Genomic DNA, 16,971 nt, shown 5'->3' on the forward strand with positions numbered 1-16,971 from the left:
CTTATATGGAGGTCCTGCGCATGACATAAGTGACACACGATAGAACGGATCTATAGCAATTAGATAGAAGAAAAGCATCAAAGAAACCGAAAAAACTTAGGTTAAGAAAATTAACTTCCTTTAATAATGACCTGAACATACATACGTACCATTTCGTCCAGGCCACACATCTATTAACATCCACTAAGGAGTGAACCACCTTGTTAAACAAGCTTCGTTGGAGTACTATGCCTTTCTTTGCCAAAAATCTAGTCATCTCATTCGGTAGTATCGTGTTGATTGGTATCATCCTCATTACTGCCGCGTATCAGTTACAAAAGAATATTCTTGTCGAACAACTGCATGATCAAGCAACTGTCATTACCGAGAAATGGTCTGTCGATCTGGACACAGCCAAAGTAAATGAAGCCATGAATGAGAAAAGCTACACAGGCCCTGCTCAGCAGGAAATGAAAGCTTACCTTGATTCCATTCACGAACTCTATCCAAACATCGCTCAGGCTTATATTTTCGGTTCGGAACTTGAAGGTGGAGACGGAACATCGATTATCGCTGTCCCTACGAACCTCGTAGAACCCTTCCAGGAAAGCAATCTATCCGCAGGCGACATGTACCCACTGCCCCAGAATAACGTTGTGGTACTTGAACAGATGAAGGTGGACGGGAAGCCTGCGTTCAGTGATTTCTACACGGATGAGTACGGCACTTGGACAACCTTGATCTATCCGATCAATAACGCCGATGGTTCCATGTATGCTGCTCTTTTTTTTGATGTAGATGCAAGTGCAGTGCCTAAAGGTCTGAATGAACTGCTGTTGTACGGCACGATATGTCTGGTTGGTTTCCTACTTCTATTCATGATCCTGCAGTACATTCTACTGAAGCGAACACTTGCCCCGATCCGTAGCCTCATGCACGGTATTGAGGAAGTGAGCACAGGTAACCTCGATGTAACGATTCAAGTAGGACGTGACGATCTAGGAATTATCAATAGCAAATTCAATACGATGATTCAACGAATCAACGATACGATGTACAAGGTACAGAATACGTCGCATCACCTGTCGAACTCATCCAAGAAACTACTTAATATTTCAGAGAAAAATAATGAAAATATTCAAAGCATTAGTAACCACATGAAGGATATCTCCAGCGGACTTCGCTCCCAAGATCAAGCAACGGTTGAAAGTGCACGCGCCATGACGGAGATGTCCACCGTTATTCAGACGATTGCCAGCAGTTCATCTGACGCAGCGGATCAAGCTTTAAGTATGGAGCAACGCTCCAGTGCAGGGAATGAAGTAATGCAACAGGTCGTCGAGCAGATGCGTCTCATCGCGGGCGCGGTGGAGAATACGTCCGAGTCGATTCAATCATTGGAAAATAACTCGAATCAGATTAGCAACATTGTCAATATGATTACGGAAATTGCTGGACAAACGAACCTGCTCGCACTGAATGCTTCCATTGAAGCGGCTCGTGCAGGCGAGGAAGGCAGAGGCTTCGCCGTCGTAGCTGGAGAAGTTCGTAACCTGGCAGAACAATCCCAAGAATCCGCGAAACAAATACGTCAACTGATTGAAGAAATTCAGCAGGATATCGTTCAATCCTCCGAGTCGATGCAGCTTGGCTCTCAGGAAGTGAAGAAAGGCTTAGAGGTGACGCAAGAGACGGGCGTGTTCTTCGAGAACATTCTTACAGCAACGAATAAAGTAGCAAACCAAATCCAAGATATCTCCAGCTCTACAGAGGAAATATCAGCAAGCACACAAGAGATGTCTGCTACTGCAGATGAACTATCTTCAAGTGTCAGCAGAGCGGCTAGCAGCAGTAAACAGATCGAGCAATCCATTGAAGAGCAAGAATCCTCCATGGCTTCCATCGTTACCGCTTCTGATGAACTGTCAGCGGTATCAGAGCAATTGCAAGAACTAATCTCGTTCTTCAAAGTAAGAGCGAATTAAATAGAAAACGGCTGAATGGCAGAAATGCTGTTCAGCCGTTTTTTATTTGAAATAGGTTAAAGCAACATTTTTTTCTTGTTCTTTCTGAAGTGATTTATTTTGAAAAATGGTACCGTGTATTTTCAACTCACGCACCCGTATGGAGTGCGACCATGGAACCACATACAGTGACTTGAGTACGGGTTTAGATCTACTTGGCTTTCCTTCAATGTATTTCTATCAGACTGGTCATCGTTTGACGATTGTTCGTCAAGCAAGCGGGAGACATTGGCAAATTGGTCAGAAAAACGCTTGTGAGACTGTCTACAGTGGGTATACAGGGTCTATGCAGGAACTTGCTATTAATCTTATGGCAACTAAGATGAACGCAGCCTTAGCCCTTGAAAGACAGTTTAGTGAGGATGGTTTATCCGCGTTGACGGATAGTTCTGGTGGTGGTAATTTGGCTAATGAGTTGGCCAAACGTTTCATTGGAAATAAAATAGATGGTGTAGAGAGTGCAGAATCTATTTGGGGTAAGATGACTATAGATGCAACTCAATTTACGACTCACATAGAGTCAGCCACTGTCGATGCTATTGAAGTAGAAGAACGTGTTAACAGCGAATTGCTTCCTGTCAGCAATTCGAGTTGCCATAAGCGGGGATGATACAGCTTTCCGTAGATGGGTGTTTAACCTGACGAATAGGCCTGTACAGGTGAAAGCCGGTATAGATGAATGGACTCCGTCAATTGTTATCGAAGGAAAGAAAGCTAAGACGAAAAGAAAGAAAATCTATAACGTGTCTGAAGGGCAGATAGCTTTTATTTTGTAGACATTAGGCTTAACCCGGAATGAAAATTTAATTCCGGGTTAAGCCTTTCATTTCAGATATTTACCTAACAAGGGTAGGAAGTAATTCCATATGGATGTCAAGGTCTGAAAACATGGTCTGTTATGAGATTATATTAATCCAGACTTAATCCATTTTCTTATTCTGTAGAAACCAAATAAAATGACCACAAATAGTAGAATTGAGAATAGTAAAAAAGTTATGTTACTTGAACCTAGCCCATCCCAATTCAAAACAGTAAAGATTATTATAGAAATATTAAAAATCAATAAAAAGATAAGAGGAATAATCCATGCAAGACGGAGTTTGTAATTTTTCAAAGTTAAAACCTCCCGTCACTATATATTATGCCTTAAAAACCTCTCACAAAGCTCAAATCAATATTGGGCCAGTATTTTCCACCTTGAATATTCATTACTGTTGCATTGTGTTGATATTGAGCTGCTGTTTTACTTAAATCCATTCTCGCTTTAGTTGCATAGGCAGTAGTAGTTAATCCTGCAAAAGTTGTTAGAGCACCTACATAGTTTGAAACAATTGCAACCCATCCAGCAGGACCACCGAGAAATCCTGCTACTAGTATAGCTAGACCGGCCAATGCAGAAACCCAACCCACTGTTTCTGGCCATTTTGCTGCATCCATATATTGTATGACATACTTCTCATAATTGTTGATATGTGATTTAAATGTTACCAGCGAACTTGCAGCAGTAGAATTATTTTTTATTGTACCTGTGTATTTCAAATATGTGTTTGCTGCGGCACTTAATGATTGTGCAACGAATTCACCGGTAACTATATTATGATTATAATAGTTATCGTAAGCACCAGCTCTTTCAGTTGTCGAAGCCATTGCCATAGTTTCTTCAAATTCTGAAATAAATGATTTCACTTCTTCTAGTTGAGCTTTAGTAATGCCTTGGCTACTTCTAGGTGTAGCATTAGAGGATAGGCTAGACGTAAGAATCTCCACTTTTTTACGAACATTTACTTCTTCCTTAGTAGTCAAACTCGATTGATAGAATTGGGTTTTTCCTTGAGTATTAGAATTAAGTTTAATTTGCGTAGCATCAGTTTCTACAAGTGGAGTTATAAATGTTTCAGCTTGTTTTAATTCAGTAGCCTCCCCAGTTTTCCAATTGTTTTTGAATTCTTCATACGCAACACTAGAATCTTTGTAGGTATTGTTAGTGTCATAATAGTCTTCAACTACACTTAATTTCGTTTCGATTTCTATACCGTTATCTGTTATTTCAGTTATTGCATTTACATTTTTATAACCTGTTGGTTCATAAAAACCTTCTTCATTTTGATTGTCTGACAACGTTTCAATCGTATAGGATTCTACATTCACTACAGTGTTGTCAGAAGTTTTCGCCTGGGAAGCAGGGGCTGTTACTGTTACAAAAAGTAAAGTAGCCGCAAGAAATGTACTTAGAGTCTTTTTAATCAATACTAAAACCTCCCATATCTTTTTTTTAAAGACAGGCAGACAACTATGAAGTGTAAGTTTTCAAATAGATCCAATTATATACATTAACCACCTCTTTATTCCATATTTAGATAAATAATACCATAATTTTGCTAACTGTATAGCTTTTAATTTAAATAATTTAAATAAAAGGTTATTTTGTAGTTTGGGCAAAAATAGTTTTTTCATGTCCTCGCGTTGTACAAAATTCAGTTAAGATATGAAATAGGCGGCATTAACGTAAACATCCTGTTATCAGCTTTAATCCTAGACACCGGTGGGAGTGCTCAAGCCCATGCATTTCATGTGCTTATGGGTTGTGCTAGAAACACAGTCGCAATGACCAGTACACTCCATAAAGATATAGAAGCCAAATCTAAAAATCCCAACCTAGAATTAATATGATTTAGTTCTGAAAATAACTGATAAATCTATCCTTTATTACCAACACACAAAAAAATCCACGCACTCCAAACGGAGTGCGACCACGAGGTCAATCATCCAGACACTGAGCATTATTGTATTTCAATCCACGCACTCCATACAGAGTGCGACAGCGGAAAAAACGTAATAAAGTCATATCACATTCAAATTATCACGCATTCCCAGTAATTGTTACACTTATTCTCTCATCATATGATAAACAACAAGGGAAATTCAAGGTTTGCCATTGCCAAAAGGTCACAGAAATCTCACGTTCGACAAAATGTGAGATGCGAATCCCCCAGGAAAATCATGTGAGCTTGGCATTCGCACCTTCACCACCCTGCATTAGTCCATTATCAATCAACCGCTACCAAACCCCACTTTCCTTCTTCGTCTTTTGCAAAATAATACGTAATCGCATACTCCTCTACATCGTGGGTATCTCTCATTATTTCACCGAGCACACTTACGAGGATGTGGTTCTTCGTTGTGTCCTTGGAAACATGCCCAATCTCCGTATATCTTACGTTGCCTCCGAATTGCCCCCAATGCCGATCAGCTACTTCAGGCTCTAAGAACAAACTTCGAAAGGCAGACTGATCCGATCTCACGTTAGCGTCTAAAGCTTCTTGCAATACCTCTCGGATCTCATCATTAAGAAGAGGATCATGGACCTGCTCCCAATCAATAAATACACCTTGTTCAAAGTTGGTCTCGCTGTCCTCCGACTCAGTCACCTGCTGTGCAGATACTGTTTCACTTTGCACTTTCTCCTTACTTTGCTCTGCTGACGAGCTGCCCTCTCTGTTCAAGTCATTGCACGCCGCCATTCCGGTAGCAAGGAACAACAACACTAGAATACTAGCTACTTTTCTCACTCTATTCACCCTTATATGAAATGATTAATCTCAATCTCACACTGCTCTCTATACGTAGATTAAAGCTATTTTACCATACAAAATAATCCATATAATCAAAATCTATGATAGTAGAATTCAGCTCTATTTTCTCAACACTGCTTCCATAACTCAAAACATTTATTAAAAATATGATATAGATCACTTTCTCCTCCCCCAGGAAGGTGCTACATTTGTTAACGACCAATTGACCAAAATAGTAAACCAGTCAAATTGAACAGGATTCACCACAATTATCACCAATCCACCTCATAAAGGAGATGCATAACCTATGGCTGCTATGGATCGAAGGCAGCAAATTATGAATTCCGCAGAACGATCGTTTGCCCTGTTTGGTTATAAGGCCACAACGATGGAACAGGTTGCCCGCATTGCGAATGTAGGCAAAGGCACGATCTATACCTTTTTCGATAACAAAGAAGAACTGTTCAGGGAGATTCTGCGCTCCATCATTAGAGACATGAAGCACATTACGGAAGAAACCGTGCAAGACGATCAACCTTTTCTCGACAATGTGCACCAGAGCATGGATGCTCTACTGGAGTACAGGCAGAAACATGAACTGTTAATCAAGTTGTTTCAAGAGGTCAATGAGTTCGGCACACCGCAAGCGAAGGAGGGTTTACAAAAGGTAGAATCAGCCATTCTTGAATATATGGAGCGTCAGGTTACGAGAGCCATGGAGCTGGGACAGATTCGCCAAGACAATCCCAAGATCGTGTCCTTTGTGCTCCTGAAATTGTACGTCACCTTAACCTCCGATTGGAACAAAACGAACCCAGCCTTACACAAGGCTCAGATACAGGCATTTGTGAGTCAGTTTCTCCAAAGCGGACTATCCCCAACCTAGAGACTGGCTCCACAATCCATACAGAACAATACAGAAATATAACGATAGTGTGATAATGGGGAGAGAGCGCATAATGAGATCCATACAAGTATTTTTCCAAGATATAAAGTCATCCTTCAAGAAACCCAAAGTATTCATCCCAATCCTCGTGGTGCTGTTTATTCCTGTGCTGTACAGCGGCATGTTTCTCAATGCATTCTGGGATCCTTATGGCAAAATGAATGAGCTTCCTGTAGCTGTGGTCAATAACGATCAAGGTGCCACATTTAATGACCAAACCTTAGAAGTCGGTAATAATCTCGTCGATGAATTGAGAAAAAGTGATGATTTTCGCTGGGAGTTTGTAAGTCGTGAGCAAGCGGATCAAGGCATGAATGATAATACGTATTATATGACGATTGTGATCCCCGAGGACTTTTCCGCAAAAGCAACAACGCTAATGGATGACCACCCTACACCAGCAGAGCTTATATATGAGCCTAACGAAGGTTACAACTTCTTGGCAGGGCAGATTGGCGGTACCGCGGTCAAACAGATTAAGGCAAAGGTATCTGCGAAGGTCACTGAATCCTACACCGAAACACTGCTAGATCAGGTAGCAACGATATCCAGTGGTCTGTCTGACGCGGGTGATGGTGCGAGTAAGCTAAATGAGGGCTCAGCCAAGCTAAACGATGGAGCTAGCAAACTGAAACAAAACCTGTCCAAACTCGTGGACGGAACAGATCAACTCCAAGCTGGCGCAGCAACCCTGCAAGATGGTACAGGTACACTCGCAGATGGTATCGGCACACTTCATCAAGGCGCAAACTCTCTATCTAGTGGACTCTCCCAACTGGCCGCTGCTGTTCAGAAGCTGGAGAACGGAGCCACACAAGCTCAAGCTGGAGGTCAGCAACTACAAGCAGGTATCCAATCTGCTCATGATGGTGCTTCTAAGCTGGAGGCTGGTCTCGCCGCATCCGAAGAAGGCAGTGCGAAGTTAACCGCAGGTATTCAGGCTTCTGTTGATGGCAGCAGCAAAGTAAGCGAAGGAGCAAAAGCTGTTGCACAAGGATTAGCTCAGTTAACAGCGGCAAGCCCAGAGCTCGCCAGCAATCCAGCCGTACAGCAATTACTTGCTGCAAGTCAGGCAGTTGCTACGGGTAGTGAGCAGCTGGTACAAGGTGGACAACAATTGATCACGGGTAGTCAGAACCTGCAGGCAGCTCAGCAGCAATTACATCAAGGCAGTACACAGCTTGTACAAGGTGAGCAGCAATTGCTTCAAGGTGCTTCTCAGCTCTCTGCCGGACAGGAGCAATTAGCTGGTGGCATACAACAGTTCAATACCAAATTATCTGAAGCTGCTGCGGGCGGAGCCAAACTTGCAACAGGTGCAGATCAACTGAATACTGGTGCAGGCAAATTAGTGGCAGGTATGAATGAATTTTCAGGCGGCATGACTACGATTGCAGATGGCTCCAGACAGCTGGATGCCGGCGCAGCCCAGTTGCAGGATGGCACCACGAAGTTAACCGATGGATCAGACGAACTTGCGAGTAAACTGCTTGATGCTGCTGAAGAGACATCCAGTGTACAAAAGACGGATGAACTTGTATCCATGTATGCTGAACCTGTCCAAGTCGAAGAACAGAAGCATAACGAGGTACCTAACTATGGAACAGGGTTCTCTCCTTACTTCCTTTCCTTAGGTTTATTCGTCGGGGCTCTAATCGCAACATTAGTTGTACCCACGCGCAATAGCTCAGTCACAGATGCGAGTGGTTGGAATCGTTTTGTGAGTCGAACCTTAGCTTTTACATTGATGAGTGCCATTCAATCTTTGCTCGCTTCGTGGCTCGTTCTGTCAGGACTGGGGCTAGAAGTGAAAAGCGTTCCACTGTTTCTCTTATTCAGCTTCGTCACCAGCCTCAGCTTCATGTACATTATCCAGGCTCTCGTGACATGGCTTGAGAATCCAGGACGCTTCCTTGCTATTCTCATGCTGATCTTCCAATTGACGACAAGTGCAGGTACGTTCCCACTGGAACTTATCCCGAACTGGCTAAGAGTATTCAACCCATGGTTGCCGATGACCTACAGTGTAACTGGATATAAAGCGGTAATCTCAAGTGGCCAATTCAGTGTCGCATGGGATCAGATCGGGCTTCTGTTGATCTTTGCCTTTGTGGGGTTAGCAGGTTCGTTCACTTACTTCATGGTGCATCGTGTCGAGAAAGCCGAACTTGTTCAAGGTGAGGCAGCGCTTCATATGTAAAAAAAGATAGCAAGCAAGGCGGATATCATTAATGCACTTTCCTCGACTTATGAGCGAAGGTGGTTACGAGATATCTTGTCTTGCTTTTTTTATTGAGATAAAGCGGTGGTACGCTATGTGTCTTCTTTATTTTTGCGACTACGAAAATGGATAACAGAAAAGACGATCCTCAGGTAACTACATACCTTACAGACCGTCTAATGATTAACCCTATAAAATCACACTACATGCTCCGCCATCAGGTGGTATGCACGTAGCCTGAAATATCTGCTTAGAACAGATACGTAAGTGAATACGTAGATGAGTACGAATCCGCATAAAAAAGAGCTACTAAGATAACAAACAAAATAATCAGTGCATAGATTAGTGTGCCGATAATTCCGCAGACCAGACCGGCAACGGCTAGCCCTTTCCCCTGCTCCATACGAGCATTGATTTCTTTAAGCGAGAGTGCTGCAAAAATAATAGCTACAATTCCGATAACAAATCCAATATATGGGATCATAATCGACAATATCCCCAACACAAGTGCTGCAATTGATTTGCCGTTAGTCTTCGGTGCCATATATGGTGGATAAGGCGGAAACGGTGGTAGTGGATCATTATAGTTCGGGTGTTGATTCTGATTATAATTCTGATCCACATTATTCTGGCGGTAATCCAAGGTAAATCCTCCCTATTCATGAAGTATTATCATTATACTTGATTATGCGGAAAACCAATATATGTATTTATATAAGAAAGCTAATATCAGTGAATGTATTCCCTATTATATAAGGTTTGCATATTTTATAATCCTTTCTTTAAATTCCAACTACTGTTTTTTCTAAGTTTATATCGGTCTATCTCGCAGTTAAATGAAGTAATAAACTACAAAAACATCTAAAGCCCTCTATAAATAGTAAAAATATGTTATTCTAACTTAAGGAATGGGAGGTATAATATGTACAAGATTGCACTTATATTGATATCCGTAATTGGTTTGATAGCGGGATGTACCCCATCTGAAGCACCTGTCGATACGTTGCAGCAAGTGGATCAGAACCAGGATCAGACGCAAACGATCACGGAGCTTGAAGAGGAAAACCAACAACTTCAGGAACAGATCACTCAACTTCAGGTAGATGTAAATAGTGAGGAGATTAGAAACAATCTAAGAGAAACATTGAATATGACATTCAAACTAATTGCTGCTATGGAGTCTGGGGATACTGCATACATGAAGTCCATTTCCTCACCAAACGTGGAGATGTCTCAGGATAACAAGCAATTCATCATTACAAAGGAAGATCAGTCCTATGAGGTCAACTTCATTAGCGGATTAGCGTGGGATGAGTTCGAATTCAGAGGTTACAATCAGACGGATTCAGATCATTTTATGCTCTTCATAGCCCATTATAATAACATAGAAGGTTCAGAAGGACATGCCGCGTATGAGTTTTCTTTTGTCCGTTCGTCAGGAGGAGAATGGCTATTTGACGGATATATTTCTTAAGTGAGAAAAAAATAGAAAGGCCTCTGATTACCCAATAGGATGAAGAGGCTTTTTTCATATGTCTCGCAATTAGCAATTTTAGCTTATTCTTCTCGGCTGATAAAACCTCGTACACATAAATCCTTAAGTACATACCACAAGAACGAGACAAGAAGCTCATCCTCATCTGATGCATACTCATGGCAATGATCGAATATTACAATCCATTTACCTCCAGCAGTTCGAAGATCAAAATCGTGGTCGTATGACAACACACTAATTAAAGAACCAACTGAGAATAGAGGAAATACGTTCTTTTCAGGTACTCGTCTTCCTCCATTGTAAATAATAATCCAATGGTCGTCATATTCTTCGATCGCCTCTACATAGTGGGTTTCATAAGTATATGGAGTCATGATAAAAAAAGTATCTCCGACTCTCATAGAATATTTAATTGAACGGATTACACTCTGGAACTCTTCAGGATCCAAATCAAATACTTCATCAATTATCAACACATCTGAATCATATCTCATACCTAATCTCTCCCTAGATGTAATACTACTTCATTCGACAACTGGTTTAATTTACCTCCCCATTATCATTACAATTTAAATCTATGTATTCCACACAGTGTCTGATAACGAAAAAACACGTAACGACGGTATGTAGAACTACCTCATTACGTGTTCATATTGTTTATTTACTCTTCCACCTCTACACGTTGTAAAAATGTCCGTGTACGCTCCAGTTTCGGTGCACCAAAGATCTGTTCTGGTGGGCCGGCCTCGGCAATTTCTCCGTTGTCCATGAAGAACACGCGATCCGCTACCTCACGGGCAAAGCTCATCTCATGGGTTACGATCATCATGGTTATGTTCTCCTGTGCTAACTGCTTAATTACACGGAGCACCTCACCTGTTAGCTCTGGATCAAGTGCGGATGTCGGCTCATCGAAGAGCAGAATATCCGGCTGCATCATTAAGGCACGAGCAATCGCCACCCGCTGCTTCTGTCCACCAGACAGGTTCGCTGGGTAAGCATCTGCCTTGTCAGACAGTCCTACTTTGCCGAGCAATTCCAGGCTACGCTGCCGAATAACTGCCGCGCTTTCTTTTTTCAACGTCTTCGGAGCCAGTTCCAGGTTCGCTCGCACAGTCAGATGTGGGAACAGGTTAAAATGCTGGAATACCATACCCATCCGGTCAGTGATCTTTCGGATCTCCGCGGCATTTGCATAACTTCCGTTCTCCACCAGCTTCTGTCCTTGAATGCGAACCGTGCCTCCTGTGATCTCTTCGAGATGAATGAGGCTACGTAGCATCGTACTTTTACCCGAACCGGACGGACCGATGACAGCAATGACTTCGCCGGGTGCAACGTTAAACGACACCTGTTTGAGCACATCCAGTGCACCAAATGATTTTTTTAACTGAGTTACTTCTATTATATGTGTCATCCATACACAGTCCTTTGTTTAAATAATCTGAAAACTCATTCCAACACCACGGCGGAAGATTGATCTGTTATCGAAGTAATAGATGTAAGTATCCCTATAGTTCAGCAATTACTCGAACGAGAAACGCTTTTCCAATGCCTTAAACAGCAAGGTAAGCACAAGCGTCATCAACAAATACATAACTGCAGCTATAAAAAATGGAACCAACTGAATATCTCTATTTACCGCAGCTTGAGCGTAATATAGCAATTCAGGCACAGCGACAGCATATAACAGTGCCGTATCCTTGATCAACGTAATCGACTCGTTCGCCGTTGCAGGCAACACCACGCGGATCATCTGTGGAATAATGACTTTTACCATCGTTTGTCTCTTGGACAGTCCAAGTACCTTCGCTGCCTCATGTTGTCCCTTGTCAATGGAGAGCAGGCCACCTCGGAAGATCTCAGCAAAGTATGCTGCATAATTGAGCACAAATGCCATCGCCGCTGCAACGATACGCTCAAATACTAGATATTCGCCGATTACCGGCAACAGCGGAAGACCGAAGCAGAAGAACAAAATTTGCAGCAATAGTGGTGTTCCACGCATCACATAGACGTAAGTGTGTGCAATCCAGGCTAGTGGTTTAAACCGGCTACGCATCAGTAAAGTAATACCAAAACCAAGCGGTATAGATAGAACAATAGAGAATAAAAACATCAAAATCGTCGTCTGAGTCCCTTCAAGCATAGGCTTCATTACTGTTAATATATAATCCCAACTCATGAATATGTCTCCTCTAATCTGTTAACCCCGCACTCCTCGGCAGCATCACATGCTCCATTGAGGAATACGGGGTCATTATGGTAGCGAACGTTCTGGACAAGCCAGATCCATTCACATCAGTATGTCAGGCGATCGCCTGTCTATTTCAGAACCTTATCTTCACCCAACCATTTGGTTGAGATCTCAGCTGCTGTGCCATCCGCATTCAGCTCATCAAGTGCTTTTTGCAGATCGTTCAGCAAGGCCTCATTTCCTTTTTTGATACCAATACCATATTGCTCTGGAGCAAGGGATTCATCTAGCAATTTGTAGGTTCCCTCTTCCTTCGCCATGTAGTATCTAGCAACAACCTCATCGATAATGACCGCATCAAGACGAGTCGTTTTCAGATCTGTCAGAGCCAATACGTTATCTTTAAACTCAGAAGCTTTCACTTTGTCGTTCAGTGGACTTGCCGCCAGTGCATCTGCCGCAGAGGACAGCGCCTGCAAACCTACGTTTTTTCCGTCCAATTCATCAAGCTTCGTAATAGGTGAACCTGCAAGCGTAATGACTACCTGACTATTTTCAAGATACGGCTTCGTAAACAGCACTTTCTCTTTACGCTCATCCGTAATCGTATATCCGTTCCAGATCATATCGATCCGACCACTATTCAGCTCAGACTCTTTGGAAGACCAGTCAATCGGCTGGAAAGTAACCTCTTTACCCATTTTCTCCGCTGCTGCCCGTGCATAATCAATATCGAAGCCAACAATTTCATTCTGTTCATCCCGGAACCCCATCGGTGCGAACTTATCATCAATCCCCACAATAATGGTGTTATCGTCCTTGCTTCCGGAACTGGAGCATCCAGCCACAATAATCATACATATACTGATGAATAATAGTAAAATCGCTTTTTTTCTCATCTCTCTTACCCCTCCATGTCTATAAACCAAGCCCAAACGCTTTAGTTCGTTACCACGTTATCAGAGACTTATAATAACATAGCATGGGAGAAGAGTCGAGCATGTTGTGCAATTCCATTCATATCATACAGCTTAATTGTCAATAATTTGTGAAAAAGCGACATCCACCTGCTCGGGTGACACGAGCTGCTCACGCACATGGGAATCCCACTCATCTGGCGTCTGAAGCGCTCCTAGTTCAAGCCCAGCCCATTGTTTGGTAGCCTCACGACTCAAAGAATAACGCGTATCCTCCAATTCGTACACGATGTGCTCCAGATTATCAATCAGTACAAAATTGGCAGTTGCATTATAAACAAGCTTCCGCTTCAGTTCTGTCTCTGGCAACTCATCCGAACGTAAACTGTACTTCACTTCCGCCGTAAACGTATCGGGATACAGCTGATAACCATTCAGATATTCAGCCAAAGGTAACCCCTGATTCAGATGACTAAGATTAGAGAAGTCTCCCATATATGCACTACGATATTTCTGTATGGCGGCAAAATCATGAGTTAACGGATGCTGCTGCTCGGCAGCATAAGCCTTCTGCTTCGCTTCAATTCTAGGATTAATGATCCCTTCAACCACAGTAAGAGCTCCGAGTCCGACGAGTACTAACACAATGATCCAACGATTCTTCCTCATCCTCTGATCTCACCCACCTCAAATTCTCTCACCAGCCGACCTGCCTTCTGCACAACTAATGGCACGACAATGGTCAGCAAAGGAATCACAAAAGCAATAACTAGTACAGCAAATTGATAAGGACCCTCCACCTGAAAAGGCCGGCTATACCAGATGTTACTTCCGAATCTTAACGCAGCCTGTGTTCCCCACATAATCAAAATTAATGCACCCCACATCCACCAGACGATGCGCGTCCACTTCCTTAATGTCGTTGATCGTATGACAGTCGTCGCTTCTGCATTCCGTTGACGTTCTCGATTGCTCCACATGTATAGCAGGTATACCCCACCCACAAGTGCACTTGCAATCATAAGCCAAAAGTTGACGATCTTACCCTCCATCAGAACTCTCATCGGAATAGTAATGATCCACGCGATCAAACAGTAGATCAATGCAGACTGCAATACCGCAGTCCAATAAGGGAATCGTTGTACCTGATGTTGATCACTCATAATCTGATCCAAACCCGCAATATGCTGAATAGCCTTCTCAAAAGCTTGTTCCTCACTCATTCCCTGATCGATATAATCCTCCATTCGGGCTGTAAGGTTGCTATGTATCTCCTCCTTCAATTCTCTGTTCGCTGTTGAGTCCTGCGCATGTTCAAACAGACGTTCCATATGCCTTGAAATACGTTCTTCTAGATTCATGTCTATCCTTCATCTCCCTCTGCTCTAGATATAATGATCATGCTATCAATCAACGTCTTGGCTGCTTGCCAGTCCTGAAGCTGTCTCTCGTAGGCTATCCGGCCCTCTGAAGTAATTCGGTAATATTTGCGTCTCCCGCCCTGCGTCTGTTCTCCCCAGTACGATTCTACATATCCATTCGACTCCAACCGCTTCAAGCTAGAATAGAGCGTTGGTTCTTTCAATTCGAACCGTTCTCCACTCTTGCGGTAAATTTCCTTAATAATGCCGTACCCATAATGATCTGTCGCCAGAAGAACACTCAGAATCATGGGATCAATATTTCCTCGAATCAAATCACTATTAATGGTTTGCTCTTGCATCTGACCGACTCACCGACTTTCCTTAACCTGGGTATACTATAAGACATATTACTATGTCTGTAAAGGTAATATGTCTATCATAACAAACATTGAAAATAAAAAAAATAGTGATACACACCAGCACGAGAACTGGAGCACATCACTATTGAAAACTAGAAGTATTTATTCAAAAATGGTGGTTCTCACTACCACGAAGATGGGATGAAGCTAGAATTGGAGTAGCGAAGCGTAGGCAAACCTACGTGAGCAATTACATGGTCTCCGAAGGAAACAAACTTCGTAAGCCTCCCCTTATTTCAGCTAAATCCCATATTCGACGCTGAGATGCCGTCACCCCTGATAGTACCAAACTATTGTTGTACTTTCTCACGATCTTTCCCTTTGTCGGACTCACCTGCATTTTTGTTCGCCGCATCCCGATCCTGCTGCATTTCTTCCACCGTCTTCACCTTAAGACGCGCAGCACCTTCATATTCCTTCGTTGGAATGAGATTACCCGCAGCCAGTCTCGCTTCAGCGGCAGCAATCGCTTCTCCATACTGCGGTAGCCATTGTGCCTGAGCAACCAGCATCTCATCAACCATTTGCCAGATTTCCTTCGGATTACATACCGCACCAACGAGCGGATCCATCATGAAGGCTTGGCGGAGCAACGTGTCATCTCCATGCACAGCCGCCTCAACGGCAAGCCGCTGCACCGAAATGCTCACATTACATACAGCTGCTGGCCCGAGTGGAAGATCACCTACATGCGGCATTGAAATCCCATTGCGATCCACATACCCCGGAGCTTCAATTATCGCATCATCCGGCAAGTTGGAAATGACTCCATTATTCACGGTGTTAAAGTGTCCACGATACACACGCCCTGTCTCAAGTCCTTCAATAATATAGGAACCATGTTCCTCCCCACGTTTCTCTGGAACAAACCGCATCGGTTCATCCTTCATCCAGTTCGGGAAATCCGTCTCAAACCAATTTCTTCCCTCTGTACATACACGCAAGTATCCGCCCGTCTCACCATTAATCCAGTTACCTAGATCAATCCAGTCTGTGATCTCTTCAGGACGCTTGCGATACCAAGGCACATACTCGCTAAGATGACCATTCGATTCCGTGCTATAGTAGCCAAACCGGCGTAACATATCAATTCGAACTTTCTCCGTACGGCTAAACTCTGGATGCTTCTCGAAGGCTTCAAGCAGATCGCCCGTTAGATCCCGCCCCTCATGCGATGCCTGAATGTACCAAGTCTGATGATTAATCCCTGCACAGATGATATCGACTTCACTCTTTTGCAATCCAAATGCTTCGGCAATCTGATGATGCCCGTGCTGCACACCATGACACAATCCAATCGTACGCACGCCGCCATACTTATTACATGCCCAAGTTAACATCGCCATCGGGTTGGAGTAGTTCAAGAGCAATACATCTGGTGCACTGTGCTCACGAATATCCTTACATATGTCCAGCATCTCGGCGATCCCACGTTGCCCATACATGATGCCACCCGCACAGAGCGTATCGCCTACACATTGGTCAACACCATATTTGAGCGGGATATCCACATCGGTTGCAAAAGCCTCCAGTCCACCTACACGAATGGTGCAGAGCACATACTTTGCATCCTTGAGTGCTTCTCTGCGATCTGTCGTTGGCTGGATTGTAATATTCAGTCCATTCTCACGAATGTCCCGCTGACATAACTCTGTAACCATGTCCAGGTTATGCTGATTAATATCACAGAATGCGATCTCAATATCGTGGAACTCTGGAACAGTTAACAGATCGCGCAACAGCCCCCGTGTAAACCCAATACTTCCCGCACCGATAAATGCCACTTTAAAAGACATATCTAATTCCTCCCCGTGATCCGAATCTTGAGCTTCGGTCA

General features: G+C 43.1%; 16 protein-coding genes. 5 read left to right on the forward strand and 11 right to left on the reverse strand.

What is annotated here, in order from left to right:
- Positions 1–227 precede the first annotated feature (227 nt).
- Together ASD24_RS08765 and ASD24_RS08770 are read left to right on the forward strand one after the other, a co-directional pair.
- Positions 228–1,964 (forward strand): methyl-accepting chemotaxis protein, encoded by a 1,737-nt coding sequence (locus tag ASD24_RS08765; protein WP_056694712.1) that lies wholly within the window; start codon positions 228–230, stop codon positions 1,962–1,964.
- A gap of 139 nt (positions 1,965–2,103) precedes the next feature.
- Complete coding sequence (locus ASD24_RS08770; RefSeq protein WP_156395387.1) at positions 2,104–2,613, forward strand: hypothetical protein; 510 nt, start codon at positions 2,104–2,106, stop codon at positions 2,611–2,613.
- Positions 2,614–3,149: 536 nt separating this feature from the next.
- Here the strand turns inward: ASD24_RS08770 and ASD24_RS08780 are convergent.
- Entirely contained in the window at positions 3,150–4,250 is a 1,101-nt protein-coding gene (locus tag ASD24_RS08780; RefSeq protein ID WP_056694534.1) for a hypothetical protein, read from the reverse strand.
- A gap of 800 nt (positions 4,251–5,050) precedes the next feature.
- A complete protein-coding gene (locus ASD24_RS08785) occupies positions 5,051–5,572 on the reverse strand; it encodes a hypothetical protein (RefSeq protein ID WP_056694536.1) in 522 nt (173 codons plus the stop codon).
- 310 nt (positions 5,573–5,882) lie between these two features.
- Between ASD24_RS08785 and ASD24_RS08790 the strand changes: the two genes are divergently transcribed.
- The gene (locus tag ASD24_RS08790; protein ID WP_056694538.1) at positions 5,883–6,461 is read left to right on the forward strand and encodes a TetR/AcrR family transcriptional regulator; all 579 of its coding nucleotides are present in this window, start codon (positions 5,883–5,885) and stop codon (positions 6,459–6,461) included.
- 73 nt (positions 6,462–6,534) lie between these two features.
- The gene (locus ASD24_RS08795) at positions 6,535–8,721 is read left to right on the forward strand and encodes a YhgE/Pip domain-containing protein (RefSeq protein WP_056694540.1); all 2,187 of its coding nucleotides are present in this window, start codon (positions 6,535–6,537) and stop codon (positions 8,719–8,721) included.
- 271 nt (positions 8,722–8,992) lie between these two features.
- Here ASD24_RS08795 and ASD24_RS08800 read toward each other — a convergent pair whose 3' ends face one another.
- On the reverse strand, positions 8,993–9,385 hold the full coding sequence (locus tag ASD24_RS08800) for a DUF4190 domain-containing protein (protein ID WP_056694543.1): 393 nt from the start codon (positions 9,383–9,385) through the stop codon (positions 8,993–8,995).
- Positions 9,386–9,664: 279 nt separating this feature from the next.
- On the opposite strand from ASD24_RS08800, the gene ASD24_RS08805 reads away from it, so the two are divergent.
- A complete protein-coding gene (locus tag ASD24_RS08805) occupies positions 9,665–10,216 on the forward strand; it encodes a hypothetical protein (RefSeq protein WP_056694545.1) in 552 nt (183 codons plus the stop codon).
- Between the two features lie 83 nt (positions 10,217–10,299).
- On the opposite strand, the gene ASD24_RS08810 is transcribed toward ASD24_RS08805, so the two are convergent.
- From ASD24_RS08810 to ASD24_RS08845, 8 genes are all read right to left on the reverse strand, one after another.
- A complete protein-coding gene (locus ASD24_RS08810) occupies positions 10,300–10,731 on the reverse strand; it encodes an ATP-binding cassette domain-containing protein (RefSeq protein WP_056694549.1) in 432 nt (143 codons plus the stop codon).
- Positions 10,732–10,898: 167 nt separating this feature from the next.
- A complete protein-coding gene (locus ASD24_RS08815; RefSeq protein WP_056694551.1) occupies positions 10,899–11,654 on the reverse strand; it encodes an amino acid ABC transporter ATP-binding protein in 756 nt (251 codons plus the stop codon).
- Positions 11,655–11,762: 108 nt separating this feature from the next.
- Positions 11,763–12,422 carry an amino acid ABC transporter permease gene (locus ASD24_RS08820; protein WP_056694553.1) on the reverse strand — a complete coding sequence of 220 codons (660 nt, stop codon included), beginning with the start codon at positions 12,420–12,422 and terminating at the stop codon, positions 11,763–11,765.
- A 140-nt stretch (positions 12,423–12,562) separates the two neighbouring features.
- The gene (locus ASD24_RS08825; protein ID WP_056694555.1) at positions 12,563–13,333 is read right to left on the reverse strand and encodes an amino acid ABC transporter substrate-binding protein; all 771 of its coding nucleotides are present in this window, start codon (positions 13,331–13,333) and stop codon (positions 12,563–12,565) included.
- A gap of 132 nt (positions 13,334–13,465) precedes the next feature.
- Entirely contained in the window at positions 13,466–14,020 is a 555-nt protein-coding gene (locus ASD24_RS08830; RefSeq protein WP_056694557.1) for a DUF4825 domain-containing protein, read from the reverse strand.
- Positions 14,017–14,712 carry a permease prefix domain 1-containing protein gene (locus tag ASD24_RS08835; RefSeq protein ID WP_056694559.1) on the reverse strand — a complete coding sequence of 232 codons (696 nt, stop codon included), beginning with the start codon at positions 14,710–14,712 and terminating at the stop codon, positions 14,017–14,019. Before ASD24_RS08835 ends, ASD24_RS08830 begins: the two co-directional genes overlap by 4 nt.
- A gap of 2 nt (positions 14,713–14,714) precedes the next feature.
- On the reverse strand, positions 14,715–15,074 hold the full coding sequence (locus tag ASD24_RS08840) for a PadR family transcriptional regulator (RefSeq protein ID WP_056694562.1): 360 nt from the start codon (positions 15,072–15,074) through the stop codon (positions 14,715–14,717).
- A gap of 350 nt (positions 15,075–15,424) precedes the next feature.
- The gene (locus ASD24_RS08845) at positions 15,425–16,930 is read right to left on the reverse strand and encodes an alpha-glucosidase/alpha-galactosidase (RefSeq protein ID WP_056694564.1); all 1,506 of its coding nucleotides are present in this window, start codon (positions 16,928–16,930) and stop codon (positions 15,425–15,427) included.
- Positions 16,931–16,971 lie beyond the last annotated feature (41 nt).

The sequence above is a fragment of the Paenibacillus sp. Root52 genome (assembly GCF_001426865.1).
Classification (GTDB): Bacteria; Bacillota; Bacilli; order Paenibacillales; family Paenibacillaceae; genus Paenibacillus.